The 19,846-nt window shown below is 62.5% G+C and carries 16 protein-coding genes; 7 read left to right on the top strand and 9 right to left on the bottom strand.

Features of this window, described 5'->3' with window-relative positions; translation table 11 throughout:
• Positions 1-109 precede the first annotated feature (109 nt).
• Both pip and AB8841_RS19830 read right to left on the bottom strand, forming a co-directional pair.
• Complete coding sequence (gene pip / locus AB8841_RS19835; RefSeq protein ID WP_370437524.1) at positions 110-1,063, bottom strand: prolyl aminopeptidase; 954 nt, start codon at positions 1,061-1,063, stop codon at positions 110-112.
• Between the two features lie 243 nt (positions 1,064-1,306).
• On the bottom strand, positions 1,307-1,900 hold the full coding sequence (locus AB8841_RS19830) for a nucleotidyltransferase family protein (protein WP_370437523.1): 594 nt from the start codon (positions 1,898-1,900) through the stop codon (positions 1,307-1,309).
• Between the two features lie 236 nt (positions 1,901-2,136).
• Here AB8841_RS19830 and AB8841_RS19825 point away from each other — a divergent pair, with 236 nt between their 5' ends.
• The 3 genes from AB8841_RS19825 (at position 2,137) to AB8841_RS19815 (ending at position 4,821) form a co-directional block, all read left to right on the top strand.
• Positions 2,137-2,754, top strand: coding sequence for a hypothetical protein (locus tag AB8841_RS19825; protein WP_370437522.1), 618 nt, complete (start codon positions 2,137-2,139; stop codon positions 2,752-2,754).
• 320 nt (positions 2,755-3,074) lie between these two features.
• A complete protein-coding gene (locus AB8841_RS19820) occupies positions 3,075-4,010 on the top strand; it encodes a ribose-phosphate pyrophosphokinase (protein WP_370437521.1) in 936 nt (311 codons plus the stop codon).
• Positions 4,011-4,293: 283 nt separating this feature from the next.
• Positions 4,294-4,821: a GNAT family N-acetyltransferase gene (locus tag AB8841_RS19815; protein WP_370437520.1), complete on the top strand. Its 528-nt coding sequence runs from the start codon at positions 4,294-4,296 to the stop codon at positions 4,819-4,821.
• Between the two features lie 22 nt (positions 4,822-4,843).
• Here the strand turns inward: AB8841_RS19815 and AB8841_RS19810 are convergent, their stop codons facing one another.
• The 4 genes from AB8841_RS19810 to AB8841_RS19795 form a co-directional block, all read right to left on the bottom strand.
• Entirely contained in the window at positions 4,844-5,203 is a 360-nt protein-coding gene (locus AB8841_RS19810) for a hypothetical protein (RefSeq protein ID WP_370437519.1), read from the bottom strand.
• Between the two features lie 67 nt (positions 5,204-5,270).
• On the bottom strand, positions 5,271-6,020 hold the full coding sequence (locus tag AB8841_RS19805; RefSeq protein WP_370437518.1) for a trans-aconitate 2-methyltransferase: 750 nt from the start codon (positions 6,018-6,020) through the stop codon (positions 5,271-5,273).
• Between the two features lie 68 nt (positions 6,021-6,088).
• On the bottom strand, positions 6,089-6,859 hold the full coding sequence (locus AB8841_RS19800) for a GNAT family N-acetyltransferase (protein WP_370437517.1): 771 nt from the start codon (positions 6,857-6,859) through the stop codon (positions 6,089-6,091).
• A 205-nt stretch (positions 6,860-7,064) separates the two neighbouring features.
• Positions 7,065-7,676 (bottom strand): LysE family translocator, encoded by a 612-nt coding sequence (locus AB8841_RS19795; protein ID WP_370437516.1) that lies wholly within the window; start codon positions 7,674-7,676, stop codon positions 7,065-7,067.
• 263 nt (positions 7,677-7,939) lie between these two features.
• Here AB8841_RS19795 and AB8841_RS19790 point away from each other — a divergent pair, with 263 nt between their 5' ends.
• From AB8841_RS19790 to AB8841_RS19780, 3 genes are all read left to right on the top strand, one after another.
• Complete coding sequence (locus AB8841_RS19790; RefSeq protein ID WP_370437515.1) at positions 7,940-8,518, top strand: YdcF family protein; 579 nt, start codon at positions 7,940-7,942, stop codon at positions 8,516-8,518.
• Positions 8,519-8,736: 218 nt separating this feature from the next.
• A complete protein-coding gene (locus AB8841_RS19785; protein WP_370437514.1) occupies positions 8,737-9,717 on the top strand; it encodes an NAD-dependent epimerase/dehydratase family protein in 981 nt (326 codons plus the stop codon).
• Positions 9,718-9,845: 128 nt separating this feature from the next.
• Positions 9,846-10,691: an EamA family transporter gene (locus AB8841_RS19780; RefSeq protein ID WP_370437513.1), complete on the top strand. Its 846-nt coding sequence runs from the start codon at positions 9,846-9,848 to the stop codon at positions 10,689-10,691.
• Between the two features lie 319 nt (positions 10,692-11,010).
• Here AB8841_RS19780 and AB8841_RS19775 read toward each other — a convergent pair whose 3' ends face one another.
• Positions 11,011-11,700, bottom strand: a complete 690-nt coding sequence (locus AB8841_RS19775) for an ABC-three component system protein (protein WP_370437512.1) — start codon at positions 11,698-11,700, stop codon at positions 11,011-11,013.
• Between the two features lie 877 nt (positions 11,701-12,577).
• Positions 12,578-13,204 (bottom strand): GntR family transcriptional regulator, encoded by a 627-nt coding sequence (locus AB8841_RS19770; RefSeq protein ID WP_370437511.1) that lies wholly within the window; start codon positions 13,202-13,204, stop codon positions 12,578-12,580.
• Between the two features lie 257 nt (positions 13,205-13,461).
• Here AB8841_RS19770 and AB8841_RS19765 point away from each other — a divergent pair, with 257 nt between their 5' ends.
• Positions 13,462-18,081, top strand: coding sequence for an autotransporter domain-containing protein (locus tag AB8841_RS19765; RefSeq protein ID WP_370437510.1), 4,620 nt, complete (start codon positions 13,462-13,464; stop codon positions 18,079-18,081).
• Between the two features lie 487 nt (positions 18,082-18,568).
• On the opposite strand, the gene fabF is transcribed toward AB8841_RS19765, so the two are convergent.
• A complete protein-coding gene (gene fabF / locus AB8841_RS19760) occupies positions 18,569-19,825 on the bottom strand; it encodes a beta-ketoacyl-ACP synthase II (protein ID WP_370437509.1) in 1,257 nt (418 codons plus the stop codon).
• Positions 19,826-19,846 lie beyond the last annotated feature (21 nt).

The following is a 19,846-nucleotide window of genomic DNA, read 5'->3' as shown; positions in this document are numbered from 1 at the left end:
TCCAACGCTGGTGCTATCGTGCAGCCGAAGGCGAACCGGCCTGAGCGCAAATGACGAGCCTGGGCATCCTATTCAAGCCGACAGCGGCGTAAGGCCCAATTCGCGAAGTTCACGCAAACCGATCAGTTGCAGCAACGATGCTCTCGGTCATGCCGGGGTCGCGCGCGTCATGACCTGCCTCGCTGACGACGATCAGCTCGCTGCCTGGCCACTGCTGCCTGAGCTTCCAGGGGGTGATGAGCGGTCCGCCAATGTCCAGCCGACCGTGGATCAGAACGCCTGGGATGCCTGCCAGACGGCTTGCCGCCAGCAACAGAGCTCCATCCTCTAGCCACGCCTGGTGGCGCCAGTAGTGGGTCACGAGGCGGGCAAACCCTAGCCGGAATGCCGGGTCCTCGTATCTTGGATGAGGCTTATGAGTGGGATGCACGGCAACGATGGCCATCTCCCAATCGCACCAATCTCGTGCAGCTTTCTCATGCACAGCAGGGTCCGGGTGCACGAGAAGGCGGTGGTACGCCTCGACAAGGCTTCCGTCCCGCTCTGCCTCTGGGACGCCACCTCGAAAGCGGCTCCACGGCTCGGGGAAGAAGGCGCCAACCCCTCGGGTAATCCAGTCGATTTCCGATGCCGTGGTGGTGGCAATGCTGAACAGGACCATCTCGGTTACGTGTTGGGGTTGCTGCCCAGCATAGGCGAGCGCCAGGGTTGATCCCCAGGACCCGCCCAGGACCAGCCACTGCTCGATCCCAAGATGCTGCCGTAGCAGCTCGATGTCCGCGAGCAGGTGTGATGTGGTGTTGGTAGAGAGATCAACATCGGGCTGGCTGGCGTGGGGGGTGCTGCGCCCACTTCCGCGCTGGTCAAACAGAACAATGCGATACGCGCCCGGATCGAAGTACCGCCGGGCATTCACAGTGCAGCCGGATCCGGGACCGCCGTGAAGGACAAGGGCGGGTTTCCCGGCGGGATTTCCGCAGGTCTCCCAATAGACGTGGTGCCCGTCACCGACGTCGAGCATGCCAGCATCATAGGGCTCAATGGGAGGGTAGAAACCGGCCATAGGCCTGTGTATCATTTCTGCGCCGTCGCGCCAGTCGGAGAGTTGGGAAGACGGCCGAAGATCGCTTTGAACTCTGAAGATATCCTAAGTATTCAAGGGCGTCGCATGCGGGATAAGAGGCCATGATAAATAGGTCTTTACTTAACCGCTGTCAGAGTAGTGCCGCAATGCTTCCGAATGTGGTCAAATGCACCTTCATCCGGTCCCATAAAGCGTCTTCTCGGAAATTCGCACTCGCTTCTGTCACTGCGACCAGGGTTCGACAACGAGCTCCGGCCATGTCTGGACCAGACGTTTGGCTTTCTCCTCGTAGCTGGCTCTGTTCGGCAACGCGCGGTTCGGGCGAACTCGCATGGCGAACAGGTCCTCAAGGCCAAAGGGGCAAAGGACGCTGAGGTTTCCATCCTTGCCGAGCCGAACCCCAAGGGCCTGAACCCTGAGAGGATATTGCCGGAACACATCGTCGGGATGGGCGACCGGAGGGCACGGAAAGCCAAATCGCTCCTCGAACCAGAGCGGCACCCGGGCATGGTTGCGGACTTCAACGTCTCCCGGCAGCGGCGGCAGGGCAGCGGCAACTTGCTGAATGACCGCGTCCTCGACCTCCCAGGACAGATCGGAGCTGTCGAAGTAGACAAGATCATAATCTTTGATCCCGGTCCGCCTCGGTCGGCCCGTCAGGGCATTCCAGACCGTCTGGTAGATACACCCTCCACCCAAGCGCCAATGGGGGAGTTCGAGCCGACAAGCGGCCGTGAGAAGCTGCATCAGATCAGGATCGGCACGGATGATCTGGTCGAGGCGTCGAATATCCTCTGGTTCCTGGTTCCGGGACATACAGCGCTGAAGCCTCCGAATAATCGGCCATGCAATTATCCAGCCTAAGCTCATTCCATAAAGGCAATGTCACGCAATTCAGAGCCGTTGCCTTCTCGAACGAATGGTGAGGTTGTCGTAACTATGCCGCTCTACTATAGCCCTGAATTCCTATTTGTGGCGCATGATGCGGCCACGTCCTCTTTTCCGCCTGAGCCCGGGCATGATGCGGGCACCGGCGCTCCAGGACGGCCATCATGCACGTTAATTCCACCCTCGCCCAAGGTCTTCAGATCCTGCTGGCCGCCTCCTCTGATCAGGCTGCTTCCTCGAAGGCCAGCCTAGCCTCAAAGGCCGCTCCCGCCTCCAGCGGCATCGTTCCGCTGTCGTCGGCCACGAAAAACATTGCAGGTCAGATCGGCGCGGCCATGTTCGATCTCTCGGCCAAGAGCACCAGCAGCGTCCCCGCAGGAATGGTCGCAGTATCCGACGAGTTTGGCATGCATGCTGTGTCCAATGAGGAGTTTCGGGCAGCAGTCATTTCCAGGATGCGCGAGAAAATTGCTCAAGACACAGATCATGCCATCTGGGACAAGGCTTCCGCTCAGGCGTTCGAGGATGCGGTTGCCAACGGAACCATTTCCATCGAGCGCGCTCAAAAGGCAGAAGGTCTCGATTTCAAAGCCAACCGCAGCGTTCAAATCATGGAAGGACGGATTGTCGGCCAAGGTTGGGCCCCGACGTACGGTGCTGAGCGCTACCTGGCGGACAAAAACAGCGGGAGGGACATCGCGATAGGTGGGGTTGATGGCATCGGCGACTTCTATCTGACGTTCCCCTCGGCAGCTTCCATGAAGCAGACCAAATCGGCCTGACACGCTTCCCTCCAAAGAGCGTTCAATAACGCTGCTTTTACGAAATGATCTGATCGCAAAAATTGCTTCGGCGGCCTGCTTCGCGCTCTGCTCAGGGGGGCGCCGGGCCATATCAAGAAAGGCATTGCTGAAGGCGCGAGCCTGGTAGCCCTCGTCATGCATCTCGATGATGCGTTCTCGCTCGCCAGGTGTGAGCCTCTTGGACCTTCCGTCTATTGTGACGGTTTCGTAATGCTGTTAAGAGCCTCGTGCCTGGCCGTGCAGGCGTTAAGGCATGGTGTAGCGGGTGCCATCGGTCACATAGAGCCAAAGTTGCTTGCATGAAGCTCGTTGCGGGAAATTCCAACCGTCCGCTGGCCGAGGCCATCGCCGCCTATCTCAACGTTCCGCTGGCCAAGGCCCAGGTGAAGCGTTTCGCCGACATGGAAGTGTTCGTCGAAATTCAGGAGAATGTGCGCGGCGAGGACGTGTTCATCATTCAGTCGACCTCGTTCCCCACGAACGACCACCTGATGGAACTGCTGATCATCACCGATGCGCTCCGCCGCGCCTCCGCGCGCCGCATCACGGCGGTGATCCCCTATTTCGGCTACGCCCGCCAGGACCGGAAGTCCGCATCACGCACGCCGATCTCGGCCAAGCTGGTGGCGAACCTGATCACCCGTGCGGGTGTCGACCGCGTTCTGACCCTCGACCTTCATGCCGGTCAGATCCAGGGCTTCTTCGACATCCCGACCGACAACCTGTTCGCGGTCCCCACTCTTGCCCGCGACATCAAGGAACGGCTCGACGGCGGCAACCGCATGGTGGTTTCGCCCGACGTGGGCGGCGTGGTGCGCGCCCGGGCGCTGGCCAAGCGCATCGATGCGCCCCTCGCCATCGTCGACAAGCGCCGCGAGCGTCCGGGCGAGTCCGAGGTCATGAACATCATCGGCGACGTGGCCGGCCGCTCCTGCATCCTGGTCGACGACATCGTCGATTCCGGCGGCACCCTGGTGAACGCTGCCGATGCTCTTCTCGCCAAGGGCGCGAAGGAAGTCTATGCCTACATCACCCATGGCGTTCTCTCGGGCGGGGCCGTGTCCCGCATCGCCGGCTCCCGGCTCAAGGAACTGGTCATCACCGATTCCATCATCCCGACCGAAGCCGTGAAGGTCGCCCACAACATCCGGGTCATCAGCATCGCCCCCCTCATGGGCGAGGCGATCGGCCGCACGGCGACCGAGAGCTCGGTCTCGAGCCTGACCTGGCATTGAAGCTTCATTCGGCGTTTAGAGCCGCAACCACTCGCATTCCATAAACGTCCCTCCAAACGTCCCTCCGCGAAATCCGGGCCAGTAATGGAAAAGCCCTGGCTGAGGAGGTAGACCTGAGCCAGGCAGCGTCCACGCCTGGAGCAATGGAACTCCGTCGGGCTGATACGCAACGCGCCCGGTGCAGGCATCTTGTAATGGTCACGGTAAACAATCTGTAGCAATCTCAGATGAGTGCTTGCGCAGAACGCGAACCCCGATTGTCATTGTCTCAGCAGGCGTGGAGATGCGTGAGATCCTGTCCACTCCCCGGCTCCTTATCAGGGAAATCGCCCCAACTAACCTCCCTGGTCTCCATCGCATCTATCGCGACCCGGAGTGCATGCGGTTCTATCCCGCGCCGAAGTCGTGTCCCGAGACCCGGGCGTGGTTCCAGGAGCTTGCCTTCGACAGCTACGCCCGGAACGGGTTCGGCCTCTGGGCTGTCATCAGCAGGGATACGGGCGATCCGATCGGCGATTGCGGGCTCACCCTTCAGAGGACGCCAGCCGGGCAGGAGCCGGAGGTCGGCTATCACCTGTGGCGCGGGTTCTGGCACCAAGGCTTGGCGACGGAAGCGGCTCGCGCCTGTGTGTGCTACGGGCTGGACATCCTCCGGATGCCGCGGGTGGTGAGCATCACCAGCCCCGAAAACCTGCCTTCCCAGAAGGTGGCCGAGAGGGTTCATCAGCGGCGGGAGGTGTTCACCAGGATCAGCCGCGCCACCGGGCAGGAGGTTCTGCGATATCTCTATGTCACTGACGCCGAGGCCTGATTCCAAATGGGAACTCTGCGAACTACGCAGTCTCAAGATGGCCCGTGATCGCCGCCAACAGCCATGCGATGGCGATCCAACTGAGGCTCCCCAGTACGAAAAGGGCCCCTGTCGAGATGCCTGAGGTCCGGTCCATCCAGAGCGCATTCATGATCCGGCTTGGCTGGTCCGCCGCGCTCGCGGCCATTCCCGTGGAGCCGCTGATGCCTGAACCGGAGCCTACGAACATGAGCGCTCCAAGGGCACCCATTCCGAGCCCGACATAGCTGGCCGTATCGAGCAACTCCGAGGCAGAGCTCCGGCTTAGGAACCAGGCTACCGCCGCCGTGATGAGGAAGGCCAGAACGTTCAGGGAAACCAGCCCCTTGACGATGCTCTTCATGTCGATCGGACCTCCCCAGCGGCACAGTACAGGTTATTGGTTCCCAATTGAAACGCTCACGAAGATCTCAAGCAAGCCGGCCGATTGGAATGATCTCCTTGGCCTCCGGGTGGTACGGGCCCCCATCCCAGCTTCCGAGCCATGTATCCACCACCAATCCGGATGCCTCAAGCAACGCCGCAAGCTCCTCCTGAGGCGTGTAGCGGATCTGGGCCGAGGCGGAGAAGGCCTGGCCCGTCGCAAGGATCCGATAGCCATTCTCATAGGTCAGGATCTTGGTCGCATCGTCATAGACGGGCTCGTTCCAAGCCTCGATGGTGCCAAGTTGCGGATGTTCGAGCCGATGCAGGCTGTTGTGGCGGTCCCGACCTTCCCAGGTGCGAAGTCTGGGATTGCGGCTGTCGAAGATGAAGCGGCCATCCGGGTTCAAATGGGCCGCAATCGTGTCCAGAGCGGCCTTCTGGTCCTCCTGGGACAGGAAGACCTGGAAGACGTGCCCGGTGAGGAGAACGAGGTCGAAGCGTTCCCCCAATCGCACCGTACGTGCGTCCGCTTGGACCCAGGTGACCTCGTCACCTCCGGGCCGGTTGCGCGCGATCTCCAGCATGGCGGCGGCCGGGTCGACCCCGGTCACCCGCCGCTTTGGGGCGAGCGCCGCAGCCAGTTCGCCCGTTCCGGATCCGAGATCGAGGATCGAAGCCGCATTCGCCGCGAGCGAGGTGCAATAATCGAAGTCGATCCACCATCGGTTCACCAAGTCGTAGAACTGGGCCAAAGCCGGATCCCGATAAAGCGGGTCTTTTCTAGGGTCAGTCATTCAGGTTCACCCGTTTTGCAGACACGGCGGCCACGAACATGATGAAACGCTGTCCGGGCACCCGCACTTCATCCCGACAGCGGGTGCTTCATCCAGAGGTTCGGCTCGACATACGTCCCTGTGTTGGCGGCGCGGTCAATCCGAACCGGGGCGAGGGCGTCCGGAACCGCGTAGCAGCCCGTCGCCGGGAACCTCAGGCCCGTCCAGGCCTCCCAGGAGGCCACCGTGCCCGATACCGTCATAGAGCGTAGCGCGACCTTGACGATGCGGGCGCCCAACCGGGAATGGGTTCTGATCCACGGGTCGAACGGCAGTCCGTCGGCCCTCGTCCAGGCGCAATATTCGTCGAAGGACTGGAGCGGATAGAGCGCCTTGCGGGTCGGCCGGATCGGCGCCACCAGGGTCGACAGGCCGGCCGTCAGCGCGGCCTGCTTCATGGCCCCGATCAGACGTTCCGCCAGTCCGCTTCCGCGCTGGGCGGGATGGACCGTGATCGCCAGCGCCGACAGGGCATTCGCCTGTTCCCCTCTCAGCATCAGCTCGACCCCGTCGCGCAGCACGCCGTCCCAGCCGTCGTCGGGCAGCATCGTCGCCGGATCGCCGTCGCGATCCAACGCGAACGGCACCGCGTTTGCGAAGGCGACAACGGTCTGGGTGCCGCTGCCCGTCTCCACGGCGAGGGCCTGGAAGGGGGCCAAGGAGGGCGAAGAGAGCTTGGGCCAGTAGCGTCCGGCGACCGGATCCTTGAGCACGAATGTCGGCCAGAGGGAGGCGACAAGCTCATCCGCCTTGCCGAGCAGGTCCGGCCGCTCCCGCAGGCTCACGAGTTCAACGGTCAATGCAGGGCTCCATGAGGGTAAAACTTGGTCGCTCGTCTCCCGCTGGACCCTGTGTCTTGGGAAAGCCACAGGCAGTCAGGTCGAAGGGGTGGGCAACCCGGTATTCGGTAGCAAACGTCACAAAAGTCCTGTGATCAGTCCGGTACCATCGGCAACCCATACAGGTCTAATGTCATGGCACTGGACAGCCCCTGTCCTCAGACATTCACCGGGACGCGATAACGGCCCCGACACCGACCATCGCGCTGCCGGCAATGCGGTTCATCCACCGCACCCGGCCTTGCGGCCGGAACCAGGAGGAGGCCCGCCCCGAAAGGAGGCCGTAGAACCCCATCGTCATCGTGTTGACCGTGAAGACGATGCCGAGAACGACCCCTGCGTCGAGGATCGTCAGCGAGCCAAGATCCAGCAACAGCGGCATCAGGCTGGCATGAAAGAGAATCCCCATCGGATTGCCCAGCGCCATCGTGGCCCCGAGCCCTATGTTCCAGAACGTGCGACGGGAACCGGTCGGCCTTCCGTCCATGGGCTCTGGCTTGGACCGCCACATCGTGATGCCGATCCAGATCAGGTAGGCGGCACCGGCATACTTCACGAATGCGAACACCCACTCGAACGTGGCGGTGAGGGCGACCAGCCCCAGAAGAGCCACGCTGACCAGCAGGATGTCGCCGAGGGCGATCCCGAGCCCGACAGCGATCGCGGCGGATGATCCTCGGGCCAGACCCGTGGAGACGACCCCGAACATGGCGGGTCCCGGCGTCGCAACGTCGACGAGGAGAGCCGCGGCATACGCGATCATTGCTGTCATGGTCATGGGAGAGTTTCCGGCGGGCAGGCTATCGATGATCTGGACGCTACAACGACAAAGCAGGGTTAACCACCCTTTCGCCGACGCGTTGAATGCTTCCACGATCCCGGACGGTAAGAATGCAGTGGTTCCAGGTATTCGCCTGCTGCTTAGTGGTCTTTGTTACCAAATTCTTGGACAATCTCGCCGTTGCCACGCAGGCTTATTGGAAATTCGGGTGACAGCAATATAGTCCAGCAAGTTGTTCGGCATGCTTATCAAAGACCATCATGGAATCAGCCATCAACACCCGACAAAGGATCATCGACTACATCGCCCCGGAGCTTGAGCTGTTCCGATGCGAGCATGCTCTTCTGTTCGGGAGCCGGCATGCGCAAGCGCCCCTGGTGCAGCATACGAAATGGCTGTTCGACCAAGGGTACTTTGAGAGGCTCATCATCTCGGGTGGGTGCACCCAGGGCATCGCTCGGCCAGAGGCGGACCAACTCGCCCAGCGGCTCGTCGAAGCCGGGGTGCCGGCCCATGTGATTCTGACGGAGTGCCGATCCCGCAATACGGGTGAGAATGTCATGTTCTCGCGGGAGATGATGGGTTCCGCCGTGCGAGAGCTTCTTCTGATCGGGAAGATCTATGCCAAGCGTCGTTACGCCATGACGGTCAGAGCACAATGGCCGGAAGTCAAACGTATGACCTGCTCCACGATCAACTACTTTGGTGTGCCGCGGGACAGATGGTGGCATGAGCCGGAGCTGAAACGCCGGGTGATGGCGGAGACCCGCAAGATCCCGAGCTATCTTGCGAGCGGCTACATCCGGGAAGTCGGCATCGAGCGGGGCCATCTCGTGTAGCTTCGGGCGGATCGCCCTTAATGCGCGTGCTGTCTGAGAATGGGCTCGATGGCGCAACGGTCGAGGCCCGGGAATTGGGGCGATTACCGTTTTTTCGCCGTCCCGCTGAGAATCGAGCACGTGGGTCGTCTCACTGTCCCTCCAGGCCGGTTCAGAAGCAGCGAGTCGCCACTACCGAGCCAACGATGCTATGCGGGTAAGAGCTTACGGGGAGAACCATGACGCGGGCGCTTGTCATCGGGGGATCGGGGTTCGTCGGGCGTGCCATCGTGCGACGGCTCCAGGAGCAGGGGTGCCAGGTTACGGTCCTCAATCGTGGGTCACGGCCGATTGCCGGCACACGGCAGCTTATCGCGGACCGGAATGATCCGGTCGCTGTCGGGGAGACCGTGAAGAATCAGGCCTTCGAGGTCGTCATCGACACCAACTGCTATCGGCCGGACCAAGCTCTCATCCTGGCCGAGGCGCTCAGGGGCCGCGCTCCGCGTCTGGTGATGATCTCGAGTGCGGCCGTGTACGCGAACAAGGCCCGCCGGCCGCCGTCTGAAACCGAACCAGTCGGAGGGGCTTCGGTCTGGGGAGACTATGGCCGCGACAAGTCCCACGCGGAGGATGTCTATGCCGACGCCGATCATTTTGACCGCGTCGTCTTCGTTCGTCCTCCCTACATCTTCGGTCCCGGCAACAATCTGGATCGCGAGACATGGTTCTGGTCGCGACAATGCGCCGGGACACCGATCCTGCTGCCGGGCGAAGGCACCACACAGGCGCAGTTCATCCACGAGGACGATCTTGCCGAGGCCGTCGAAGGGCTGGCGTTCGGACCAGGACACGGCATTGAGGCTTTCAATGTGGCCGATCCGCAGGTTCTCACCCTGTCGGAGCTTGCAACGATGCTCGCGGAGGCGGCAGGTGTCCCGGATCGCCAGATCCGTGCAGGCTCCGCGGCATCCGGCCTTCCGGCCCGAAGCTGGTTTCCGTTCAGAGACTATCCCTGCTTGGCCGATCCGGGCCGCTTGATGAGCACGGGCTGGCGCCCTGCGGCCTCTCTCGCGATCCGCTTCGCTGAGACCCACAAGAGCCTGAGCCGGAGCGATCTTATTCCGCCGCCCGTGATATCAGAGACGGAGCAGCAGATCGTTTGCAAGTTGAGAGCGCGAATCCCGGCCGATTTCGCATCGAGCATTCCCGAGACCTGAGGCCTTATCACGGCAGGAACGAAGCCCCTTACGTTCGACTTTTTGAGACTATGCCGAACGGTTCGGCCATGGTGCATTGACGGGCGCGGGAAACGAGCCCCAACGGGGCCGATGGGGGGACCAATCCGATGGCGATCGAGGTTTTCGGCATCGTTCTGCTCGCCGCCATGATGCACGCGGTCTGGAACGCCTTCGTCAAGGCGGACGGGGATCGCCTGTCGGTGATCAAGACCATGTCGCTCACCCAGATGGTCCTGTCCCTGATCCTGCTGCCGTTCGTGTCGATCCCGGCGGCCGAGGCATGGCCGTTCATCACGGCCAGCGCCGTGGTCAATGTGGGCTACATGCTGTTCCTCGCCCAGGCCTACCGGGCCGGCGACCTCAGCCATGCCTATCCCCTGGCTCGCAGCGTCGCGCCGCTCCTCGTGGCCGGCGTGTCGATCATGTTCCTGGACGAGCGTCTCGGCATGGCCAGCCAGTTGGCGGTCCTGCTCATCGGCCTGGGGATCACGAGCCTCTCCCTGACGCGCGGGGCCGATGGCCTGCGCGACCGGCGGATGGTCGGTTTCGCGCTCGGAACCGGCTGCTTCATCGCCGCCTACACCCTTCTGGACGGCTACGGGGCACGCGCCGCCGGCAGTGCTCACGGCTATGTGGTCTGGCTCTCCCTTGCCGCATCAGGGCTGATCGTGGCCACCGTGCAGTGGATGCAGCGGCACAAGCCGGTGCCCGTCGCTCGCCGGAGCCGTCTGGTCGGGGCGGGGGCTGGTCTAGCCAGCTATATCGGTTCCTGGATGGTGATTTGGGCCATGACGGTCGCCCCAGTGCCGCTCGTCTCGGCCCTGCGAGAAACAAGTATCGTCTTTGCGGTCGTCATCGGCCTCGTGTTTTTCCGCGAGCGGCTGAACCTTGCCCGGCTGGCTTCCGTCGCCGCAACATTGACCGGGGCGGCGATCCTGAAGATGACCAAATAGGTGCGGTTCACGGGAGGCGTCGCACTTGGAAGCGGCACCCCCTGCACGATCCAAGGGATGCCGGACATTGGTCTCCAGTCGTTCCCCCAGGTCCAAGCGGTTTTCTAGATAGCGATTCAGCCAGAACAAAAGTCCCGTTTGCGCGGACGTCTCCGTGAAGGATTTATCGAGATCGTCCGACATCGCGATGGGAACCGCGATGTCGGCGAGGGCGACGTGCGGATCCTTGCCGACCGCCTCCAGATAACGGCGGCAGAAGCCTAGGTGGGCAACGCCCCAAACGCCGGATTCGTTTCTGCGAATAAATCGTGGGCGGTGCTCATTTGTCGAAACTCAAAAGCTTGCGGTAGTCGGGGTGCCAGCCGACTTGCCCATCGATTGAAAGCACTTGGAACGACCCTCGAACATAGCTCGGAGCGGTTACCGTTGGCGCGATGGATTCGATTTCATTTGGAGCGCTGAAATGACTCCAAGACAGCAGTTCCTTTCCCTTGAGCGCCATGTGTTCATCAGGCTGTCCCCTGCATTGCGCACACATGTCAACGTGACGGTCCGACCATTCTTCCTTCAAGCGAACGTCGTAACGGTCGATCGCAGCCTCCGAGCCGCCGACGAGTTCGATCTGTCTCGCCACCATCGGATGCGACTGATAGGCGGGAGGAGGGATCTCCCTGGCATAGCAGTCGACAAAGGCGTCGGTCGTCACCTCGGCGACGATGTTCATCTGAAGGTCCACCAGTTCGTGGCGATGACTTGCCTTGGGCCGTTTCCCGCAATGGGCGTGTACGATCTCTCGGTTCCACCACTCGACCATCCGGGCGGCGACATGGGCCCGATCCTTTGTGCGCACACCCGTCAGCATCTTTGCAAGCTCATCCTCGATTTGCCGGATGTTGCTTTGCCCCGGCATGATGCGAGCATTCTTGAGGATGTCGAGTTGAAGGTCGTCGTTGATAGCCAGGAACGCCTCGCACGCCGTCGCGCACGGGGCGTGTGGAAGAGGGGTCACGCCTTTCGACGCGGCGTCCGCCCTCTCTTGTCTGACACGATGCGCCTCTCGATCCAGGCCTTTAGCGTCCTCCACACGTTCAAGCTTGCCAAGGTGATTGCCGGCGGCTTCACAGCCAGCGAGTGCTTGAGCTGTTCCAGGATAACCTGGCCGTTGCTCTCCAGGACGACGTCGTCCAAGGTCTCAAGATGACCGTGGCATCGTCGCTCGAATCCTTTCATAGGCGGAGCAAGGCGTAGTGGGCTTGATAAAGGAATCCCAAGGCTGCGGCATCGGCGCTGTGAGAATTGGTAGTATTCAATTCCGGCTTCGCGGAAAGAAAATCGACTATAACCGCCTCGGGTATGCATTACTTGTGGTGGAGAACTCCGATCGGTGGCAAGCGGTATATTAGCTGTGAGTTCGGTCCTCAAGATTGAATTGTCGACTAACCGTTAATTCTACCCAAAGTTATTTGCGAGGCCTCGCAGCTTGACGGCTCAACAATAGTCGTCCTCGCTTTACTCCTCCGAACGCCTAGGGGAAGCGCCAGATCATAGTTGCTCCGGCCAGGATGCGGACTCGCTACCTGATGCGATCCAATATCCTTGTTGCTGGGAGTTTGAAGGGCTGCGAGACAGTCGTTCACCAACGGCCGTCAACGGATCTTCGCACGATGGCCATTTCCGCTTTCCAGATGGGTTTTCCCGGTAGCAGACGGACTGGTGTCGGCCCCATTCACGGTCTTCGGTACAGTTGCAGGAAGGTCCACTATTGGCACGCCTGAGACCTAAGCTCAAAGGCAGCGATCCTCGTCGAACCGGACGTTCCGAATGCGCACGGAATCTCGATTCCTGACCCGTTCCGGACGTTTGCGCCAGTGAGAACCGAGCCCGGTTCAGCGGAATATGGCCGGGGTGGTGTCCTGGCCCAGCACCGCTTGCAAGCGCTCAGCATGCTCTTCGAAGATGGTTGCGGCTGTGGCAAAGTCCTTGCGGATCACCGCCTCATGAGCGCGTTCGTACGTGCCGACATACAGCGGCCAGTTCTCGACCGTCAGTTCGAGAGCCATCGAGCGGTGGTAGTGGTAGACGTGCAGCGCCTCGAGTAGATACGTCAGATAACGATTGCCGGAGAGAGCGATGACAGCCCTGTGGTAGCAGGCGATCTCCCGCATCAGCGCCGGATAGGAGCGTGCCGCCTGCGCCAGCCGCATCTCGGCGACGATCGGATCGAGCACTGCCTTCAGGCGTGCCGACTCGTTTTTGCGTAGTGCCTGGAAGAGCGCTCCGGCATTGAGGCTGGCCAGGGTCTGGACCATGTCGGCGAGATCCTTCCGGTCGAGCTTGCGCACCCAAGCGCCGCGGTTCGGGATCAGGTCGAGCACGCCTTGGCCAGCGAGCATGCGCAACCCTTCGCGGACCGGGCCGCGCTTCAGATCCAGGACGGTGCAGATGTCGATCTCAACCAGTTTCTGGCCCGGGGAGAACCGCCCCTGGGCGATGCCGGCCCGGACGTACTCCATGACCCGGTCCACCTCCGGTGACGAGCCCCGAAGACGGGAGGAGGCGGTTGGCTGAAGCATATCTTGCGTGGTGGGCACTGGCACGGACACTTTGCACTCGAACCGAGAGAGTCGTGTGTACCGGAATGTTGCGGTTTGATCCACCTTGCAATGTTAACAAAAATGTTGGAATAGGATCGCAGACCTAACGTGACCCTGCTCAGGCGGGCCACATCACCAACGAAAAATTCATTCTCAGCATCGACGGGGGCACAGCCATGAGGCAGCAAGCGAACCAGGAACGCGCCGAGAAAGTGCGGATACGGGACGTCAACGATGCGGGTTCAGCCTGTCCGTTACTGAGAGGACGGCATAAGGCTCCCCTTCTGGCCTCGGTGTCGATCCTCACTCTGCTGGCGCCCGCCAGCCCGCGCGCTGCTGAGGTCATCGACAATGGCCAGACCATCACTGTTCCCGGTAACCGCCCCTTGCATTGGAATATCGGCTCTGACGTGTTGGTTGGGCTTTTCGGCACCGGAGGGCTCGTGATCGAGAACGGCGGCACCGTCAGCAGCACCTCCGGACTTCTCGGCTTCGGAGCCGGCTCGACAGGCACCGCCACGGTTAGTGGCTCCGGCTCCACATGGGACACCCCAGGCGGCCTCACTGTTGGTGTCGCTGGCACCGGGATGCTCACCATCGACAACGAAGGCCGGGTCAGCAGCGGCGCAGGCATTCTTGGCGCTGGAAATGGCTCAAGCGGTACGGTGACTGTGACGGGTGCCGGATCCACCTGGGACACCAGTGACCTCCAAGTCGGCGAGGCCGGCAGCGGTGTGCTCACAATTCAGAATGGCGGTGTCGTCAACAGCACCAAGAGCTGGGTCGGTCAAAACACTGGCTCGACAGGCTCAGTCACGGTAAGCGGCTCTGGATCCACATGGAGCAATGCCGATTTCCTGGGGATCGGTTTCAAAGGTAATGGCACGCTTCTCGTTGAAGAGGGTGGCCATATCAGCAGCGTCTCGGCTGTTATCGGCTATGCCGATGTGGATGGCACAATCACCGTCAGCGGGCCCGGTTCGACATGGGATAATTCCGGCAAGATCGATGTCGGCTATGAAGGCACCGGCACTCTGACGATCGAGAATGGCGGTCACGTCAGCAGCGGTGAAGGTTGGCTCGGCTATGGATCCGACGCCACGGGTGTGGTGTCGGTGAGCGGCTCCGGTTCCAGATGGGACAATACGGGCCTTCTCAACATTGGCGTTTCCGGTACCGGCACACTGACCGTCCAAGACGGTGGCCACGTCAGCAGCGGTGAGAGTGTGATCGGCTTCATGTCCGGTTCGACCGGAACAGCAGTGGTGAGTGGTTCCGGTTCGACATGGGACAGTAGCGCCATCATCAGCGTCGGTCGCTTTGGCGCGGGCATCCTCTCCATCGAGAACGGCGGTATCGTCAGCAGTGCTGCCGGCGCCATTGGCGAACATGCCGGCTCGAATGGCACGGTGACCGTCCGTGATCGCGACTCCATCTGGAACAACATGGTCGTCGCCGTCGGACTTGATGGCAGGGGCACGCTCACCATCGAGAACGGCGGTCAGAGCACCAGCGGCCAGGCTGCCTTCATAGGCAAAGGCTTGGGTTCGGAGGGTTGGGTCACGGTGAGCGGCGCCGGCTCCGCCTGGAGTGCTCCCATCCTCGTGATCGGCGAGGAAGGCAATGGCACGATGACGATCGAGAAGGGGGGCCGCGTTACCAATGCCGATGAGGTGACTCTGGGCTCCTATTCCGGCGCGTCCGGCACCGCGACGGTGGATGGTGCCGGCTCCGTCTGGGACATCGGCGGCGAGTTCTATGTCGGTTATTCCGGCACCGGCGAAGTGACCGTTCAGAATGGCGGCTCTCTCAAGGCCGCGGCCGTGACACTCGGCTCTCACGGCGGTGACGGCACGCTGACCATCGCGAACGGCGGCGCCGTCAGCAGCACGGAGAGCACGATTGGTTATGAGGCCGGCTCGTCCGGCATGGTGACGGTCAGCGGTCCCGGCTCATCGTGGGACAGCAGCGAGTCCCTCGACATTGGCTTCGAAGGCACTGGCACACTTCTCATTGAGAAGGGTGGCACCGTCAGAAGTCCCGGTGCGCGCATCGGCACTCTGGCGGGTTCATCGGGGACAGTGACGGTCCGCGGGGCTGGCTCCACCTGGAGCAATAGTGATGGTCTCTCCGTTGGCCAGCTCGGCTCTGGCACATTGCACATCGACAATGGCGGCAGCGTCAGCAGCACCTCCGGCCAAATTGGTCTTGCGCCCGGCTCGTCCGGCAGGGTAACGGTCAGCGGCTCCGGCTCCATGTGGAGCAACAGCGACTCTCTTACCATCGGTACAGCCAGCACCGGCACCTTGAATATCGAGGATGGCGGCCGGGTCAGCAGCGCTAGTGGCTCCATCGCCTCCGGGTCAAATTCGTCCGGCACGGTCACAGTGCGTGGAACCGGCTCTCAATGGAACAATAATAACTCGCTCCATATCGGCTATTCCGGCACCGGAAATGGTGCTCTGAGCATCGCGAAAGGCGGTCGTGTCGGTGACGCCGAGGGCTACATCGGGACATTGCCTGGCTCGTCCGGGACGGTGACGGTCAGCGGGGCAGGCTCGGAATGGAACAACACCTCCGCTCTCAGGATCGGAGTATCCGGCTCGGGTACACTCACGGTTGCGAACAGCGGCTGGGTCGGCAGTCCCGACAGCATTATCGGCCTCAACCCCGGCTCGTCCGGCACGGTCATCGTGACAGGTCCCGGCTCTACCTGGGACAATTCCGGTGAACTGATCGTCGCTAAGGGAGGGACCGGCTTGCTCACTGTCGAGAACGGCGGCCGGGTCACCGCGGGAACTACGGTCCTCGCGTATGGCGGCACGGGTCTCGCCACTCTGGCGCTCACAGGCACCGTGGGGGCCCGCGGCACCTTGGTGACCGGCCAGATGATCAAGGGGGCAGGCCGCGCCAGCCTTCTGCTCGATGGCGGTGTTTTGCAAGCCAGTGCCGACCAGGCCGATTTTCTGTCCGGCTTCGAGGTTGGCGATATCGCCCTCGGAAACCGCGGCGCCGTCTTCAACCCGGACGGCCACAGCATCGCCGTCGGGTCGGTGCTGAGCGGCGCTGGCGGCCTCATCCAAGCAGGACCCGGCACCCTCACGCTGACCGGCCGGAACACTTATACGGGTCCGACCCTCGTGCAGGCGGGGCAGCTCACCGTCGAGGGTTCGCTGACCTCCGCCGTGACAGTGGCTTCGGGCGCGGCACTTGCCGGCTCCGGCGAGATCGGCGGCCTGACGGTCCGGTCCGGCGGCACGGTGGCTCCGGGCCGTGCGATCGGCACGCTGAAGGTGGCAGGCGACGTCGTCTTCCAGGCGGGTTCCGTCTATCAGGCCGAGGTCAATCGGGCCGGGCAGGCGAACAGGATCGCCGCCACCGGCACCGCTACTCTGAGCGGCGGCACGGTGCAGGTGCTGGCAGAGAGCGGCACCTATCGGCCCTCCACCACCTACACCATCCTCACGGCCGATGTCGGGCTTGCCGGCACCTTCGCCGATGTGAGGTCCAACTTCGCGTTCCTGGCCCCAAGTCTTGTCTATGACGCGAACGAGGTCAGCCTGACGCTCACGCGCAAAACCGAACCGCAGCCGCCGACCCCGGAAACGCCCACTCCCCAGCCGGTGAAGTTCAACTCCGTGGCAGTGACCGGCAATCAGTATGCGGTGGCCGATGCGGTCGAAGCCCTTGGCGCCCGCAACTCCCTGTTCAACGCCGTGATCGGCCAGAGTGTGTCCGGGGCACGGCAGGCTTTCGACGCTCTCTCCGGCGAAGCGCATGCGTCGGCCGCAATAACGGTACTTGCGGGGGCTGGCCAGGTACAGAGCGCCTTGACCAGCCGCCTGCGCGCCGCTCCCGCCGCCTCCCGCTTGGCTGAAGGCACCTACGCGGCCACTTATGCCGCCGACAGGCCTGGTGCTGCGCCCCAGCCGACGGAGGTGCCGGTCGCTGCGTTCGATCCTGGCCGCTTCGCCCTGTGGGGCGAGGGCTTCGGCTCCTGGGGCAAGGTCGACGGCTCAGCCGGTACGGCCGGGCTCGACGCCTCCACTGGCGGCTTCATCCTCGGGGGCGAAGCCGCCCTCGATCAGAGCTATCGGTTCGGCATTGCCGGGGGCTTCACCCGCACCACCTTCGATGTGGACGGCCGCCTCTCATCGGGCTCCACCGAGACGGTGTTCGGTGCCGTCTACGGCTCGGCCTCGTGGGGCGGTCTCAACCTTCGCCTGGGCACGTCCTATGCGGTGCACGATATCGACACCCATCGCCGGGTGCAATTCCCCGGCTTCAGCGAGCAGGTCAGCGCCTCGTACGATGGCTGGACGGCGCAGGCCTTTGGGGAACTGGGCTACCGCTTTGATCTGGATTCCGTGCAACTGGAGCCGTTCGTGGGTGTCTCGGTGATGCGGTTGCATACTGGCGGCTTTCAGGAAGACGGCGGGGCGGCAGTGCTCACCGGGTACGCTCAGGATCAGGATCTGGCCACCACCACGCTCGGCGTGCGGGTTGAAGCGCGCCTGAGTGAAACGGTGCCGCTGGTGGCCCGTGGTTTGCTCGGCTGGCAGCATGCCTACGGCGACGTGAACCCTCGTGCGCTGATGGCGTTTGCCGGGGGAGCCTCGCCGTTTACGGTCGCGGGCACGCCGGTGGATCGGAATGCGCTCGTGGCGGAAGCCGGGCTCGACTGGCAGGCTACGCCTGCCATGAGCCTGGGTGTGGCCTATCAGGGGCAGGTCGGCTCACGCGCACAAGAGCACGCCCTCAAGGGCAACTTCATCTGGCGCTTCGAAACACGGTGAGGCTTCCGTGACCCTGCTGATTGCAGCAGGTGGTGCCACGGAGGGCTGTGCAAAGCCACAGCCCTCGAATACGCGACCGCTGGAAACGCCCGCGCAACATTGGGAGGAGCTGCTCCTGGCACGCCTGAGACCTAAGCTCGAAGGCAGCGATCCGCGTCGAACCGGACGTTCCGAAAGCGCAGGGAACCTCGCTTCCTGACCCTGAGGCAACATTCCAGAGGGCAAGGTTCCAGAGGGCAAGAACGAAAGACGTGCTCAGTATGCTCCGACAGGAGGTTCACGCCTTTCAGGGAATGTGCTGCAATTCTGGCGACAGGACAACGAGCCGACCCAAAGCAACAATGTCGGAGGGGCCTGCGAACTCTTTGAGGCACGAGGCGAGTGGCATTGTGCTTCAGTTCGCGCACGTCGCATTTCCCGGTCGCGACAACCGGATCGCTTATGCCACGGACAACTTCTTTCCGATGCTCGTGCGCGGGCCTTCCCCTTAAACAGCGAAGACCACGGAGGCGTTCACTCCTCCAAATCCGAACCCGTTGGACATGGCGTAGCGCACCCGTTGCGCCCGGCTGGCCTGCGCCACGAGATCGAGCCCTTCGGCCGCGGGATCAGGATTATAAAGGTTCAGGGTTGGCGGCAGCATTCCGGTGCGAAGCGCCTGGATCGTGAAGACTGCTTCCACTGCGCCTGCGGCTCCGAGCAAGTGACCCGTTGCGGATTTGGTGGACGTGATAGCCGGACCGCGTCCGTTGCCGAACACCGCCTTCATGGCCGCGAGTTCACCCGCATCTCCGACCGGCGTCGATGTGGCATGGGCGTTGAGATGGCCCACCTGATCGGGGCTGAGTTGAGCCTGCGCGAGTGCCGTGCGCATCGCCCGTTGTGCTCCCGCCCCATCCTCCGGAGCCGCCGTGATGTGGTGGGCATCGGAACTCGTGCCGTACCCGACCAATTCGGCCAGGATGGTGGCTCCGCGGGCCATGGCATGGTCCCGGCTTTCAAGCACCAGGGATGCGGCTCCTTCACCCATGACGAAGCCATCACGGTCGCTGTCGAAGGGGCGTGATGCGGCCGTCGGATTGTCGTTGAAGCTGGTGGACAAAGCTCTCGCGGCTGCGAAGCTGCCCAGGCTCACGCGATCGATGCACGCCTCCGATCCGCCGGCCAGGACGACGTCCGCTTCGCCGGCACGGATCAGCCTCGCAGCATCCCCGATTGCCTGGACGCTCGCAGCGCAGGCTGTCACGGGGGCTCCCAGCGGGCCCTTGAAGTGATGCCGGATCGAGACCTGGCCGGCGGCAAGGTTGGCCAGGAAGGAGGGCACGGTAAAGGGCGACAGGCGGCGAACGCCTTGTGTCTCCGTCGTCCGCGCGGCATGGATGATGGTTTGAAAGCCACCGATGCCGGAGGCAATGACAGTCGCGGTCCGTTCCTGTTGCTCTTCTGTTTCGGGTTTCCATCCTGCCTGTGCGAGGGCCTCGTCGCTCGCGGTAACGGCGAACTGGATGAAGCGGTCCATCCGCTTCTGGTCGCGGCTTGTGATGGTACGGTCAGGATCAAAGCCACCTTCCGGGTCTTCGTTGATCGACGGCACCATACCGGCCACCTTGTTGGGCACGTCGGAGACGACCTCGTCGGGAAGGCGTCGTATCCCTGACTGGCCTACAACCAGTCGCTTCCAGACGATCTCGGTTCCACAGCCAAGGGGCGAGACGATGCCCATTCCAGTTACGACGATGCGCATTGCGGTATATTCCATCTTGAT

This window comes from Microvirga sp. TS319 (assembly GCF_041276405.1).
GTDB lineage: Bacteria > Pseudomonadota > Alphaproteobacteria > Rhizobiales > Beijerinckiaceae > Microvirga.
This window is presented reverse-complemented; position numbering and strand designations above follow the sequence as displayed.

Coding starts and splice junctions, on each gene's coding strand:
- pip (WP_370437524.1), bottom strand. CDS start 1,063: ATGGCCGGTTTCTACCCTCCCATTGAGCCCTATGATGCTGGCATGCTC.
- AB8841_RS19830 (WP_370437523.1), bottom strand. CDS start 1,900: ATGTCCCGGAACCAGGAACCAGAGGATATTCGACGCCTCGACCAGATC.
- AB8841_RS19825 (WP_370437522.1), top strand. CDS start 2,137: ATGCACGTTAATTCCACCCTCGCCCAAGGTCTTCAGATCCTGCTGGCC.
- AB8841_RS19820 (WP_370437521.1), top strand. CDS start 3,075: ATGAAGCTCGTTGCGGGAAATTCCAACCGTCCGCTGGCCGAGGCCATC.
- AB8841_RS19815 (WP_370437520.1), top strand. CDS start 4,294: ATGCGTGAGATCCTGTCCACTCCCCGGCTCCTTATCAGGGAAATCGCC.
- AB8841_RS19810 (WP_370437519.1), bottom strand. CDS start 5,203: ATGAAGAGCATCGTCAAGGGGCTGGTTTCCCTGAACGTTCTGGCCTTC.
- AB8841_RS19805 (WP_370437518.1), bottom strand. CDS start 6,020: ATGACTGACCCTAGAAAAGACCCGCTTTATCGGGATCCGGCTTTGGCC.
- AB8841_RS19795 (WP_370437516.1), bottom strand. CDS start 7,676: ATGACCATGACAGCAATGATCGCGTATGCCGCGGCTCTCCTCGTCGAC.
- AB8841_RS19790 (WP_370437515.1), top strand. CDS start 7,940: ATGGAATCAGCCATCAACACCCGACAAAGGATCATCGACTACATCGCC.
- AB8841_RS19785 (WP_370437514.1), top strand. CDS start 8,737: ATGACGCGGGCGCTTGTCATCGGGGGATCGGGGTTCGTCGGGCGTGCC.
- AB8841_RS19780 (WP_370437513.1), top strand. CDS start 9,846: ATGGCGATCGAGGTTTTCGGCATCGTTCTGCTCGCCGCCATGATGCAC.
- AB8841_RS19770 (WP_370437511.1), bottom strand. CDS start 13,204: ATGGAGTACGTCCGGGCCGGCATCGCCCAGGGGCGGTTCTCCCCGGGC.
- AB8841_RS19765 (WP_370437510.1), top strand. CDS start 13,462: ATGAGGCAGCAAGCGAACCAGGAACGCGCCGAGAAAGTGCGGATACGG.
- fabF (WP_370437509.1), bottom strand. CDS start 19,825: ATGCGCATCGTCGTAACTGGAATGGGCATCGTCTCGCCCCTTGGCTGT.